Source organism: Streptomyces sp. CB02980 (genome assembly GCF_014451325.2).
In the GTDB taxonomy this organism is placed as follows: Bacteria; Actinomycetota; Actinomycetes; order Streptomycetales; family Streptomycetaceae; genus Streptomyces.
Genome location: NZ_JACSCH020000062.1, coordinates 1 through 1,132, shown reverse-complemented (window position 1 = coordinate 1,132; position 1,132 = coordinate 1). Strand labels below are relative to the sequence as shown.

The window sequence follows — 1,132 nt, the reverse complement described above, 5'->3', positions numbered from 1 at the left end:
GATGGCGAGCCGGTCCACCAGCAGTTCCACCCTCCATTCGGTGTGTTCCGGCGGCAGTCGTCCCGCCCTTGTCAGGGTGGCCAGTCCGTGCAGCGCCGCCCAGAAGGTCTCGGTGAACAGTCCTGGGTGGACGCCGTCGTCGGCGACCTCGCCGAGGGTTTCCAGCAGGGCGGCGAAGGCGTCCTTGAGCGGCTCCGGGGTGTCCTCGTGCGCGAACGCCAGGCCGCCGTCGAGCTGGAACATGGCGTCGTAGACCGCGGGGTTGCTCGTGGCGAAGTCGAGGTAGGCGCGGGCGAGTGCGGCGACCCGCTCGCGCGGGCTGTTCGCCCTGGAGGCCGCGGTCCGCACCGCCACGGCCATCTCGGCAGCGCCCTGGAGGGCGACGGCGCCGATGATCTCGCGCTTGCCGCGGAAGTGGCTGTAGAGGACGGGCTGGCTGTATTCGATGCGCTCGGCGAGCCGGCGGGTGGTGACCGCGTCCCAGCCCTGCTGCTCGGCGAGTTCGCGGGCCGTGGCCACGATGAGTCGTTCGCGGTCCGCCCGTTCGCGTTCCTTGCGTTGTTGTACCGACATGAAAGAACTCTAGCACCGCTAGACAACCGAGCGGCAGTAGTACTAGCGTTGCCTCATCAGCTAGCAACGCTAGATCCCAGGAGGGGTCATCATGCTCAACGCACTCGAGGTCTTCACCACGGTGATCGTCGGCCTGATGGTGGGGGTGGAGTTCTCCGTCGCCTTCATCATGAATCGGATCCTGGACGCGCTTCCCGAAGACAGCCGCCAGCTCGGCCACGCCCACGGCGGCCGGATGCTCGGCGCCCTGATGCCGTTCTGGTACATCGGCTCACTCGTCCTCAGCGCGATCTGGGCCGTCGCCGGATGGCACCACCACGGCGCCGGACTCGTCGTCACCGCCGCCGGACTGCTGATCCTCAGCGTGGCCATGTCGATCCTGCTGCTCGTCCCGATCAACAACCGGAACAAGACCTGGACCCCCGAGAACCGGCCCGCCGACTGGAAGCAGCAGCTGCAGCGCTGGAACCGCTACCACTACCTCCGCGTCGCCGTCATCATCGCCGCCTTCACCCTGCTGGTCACCGCCCTCGCCTGAGCCCACGCGCCGACCGCGCCG

At 68.3% G+C, this 1,132-nt stretch carries 2 protein-coding genes; one reads left to right on the top strand and one right to left on the bottom strand.

The genetic code is table 11. From position 1 onward, the window contains the following. Window positions 1-573: TetR/AcrR family transcriptional regulator (locus E0F75_RS39730; RefSeq protein ID WP_229315916.1), on the bottom strand; the 573-nt coding region annotated here is incomplete at its 3' end. Window positions 574-664: 91 nt separating this feature from the next. Between E0F75_RS39730 and E0F75_RS39725 the strand changes: the two genes are divergently transcribed. Beyond that, window positions 665-1,111, top strand: a complete 447-nt coding sequence (locus E0F75_RS39725) for a DUF1772 domain-containing protein (protein WP_229315915.1) — start codon at window positions 665-667, stop codon at window positions 1,109-1,111. Window positions 1,112-1,132 lie beyond the last annotated feature (21 nt).

Coding starts and splice junctions, on each gene's coding strand:
- E0F75_RS39725 (WP_229315915.1), top strand. CDS start 665: ATGCTCAACGCACTCGAGGTCTTCACCACGGTGATCGTCGGCCTGATG.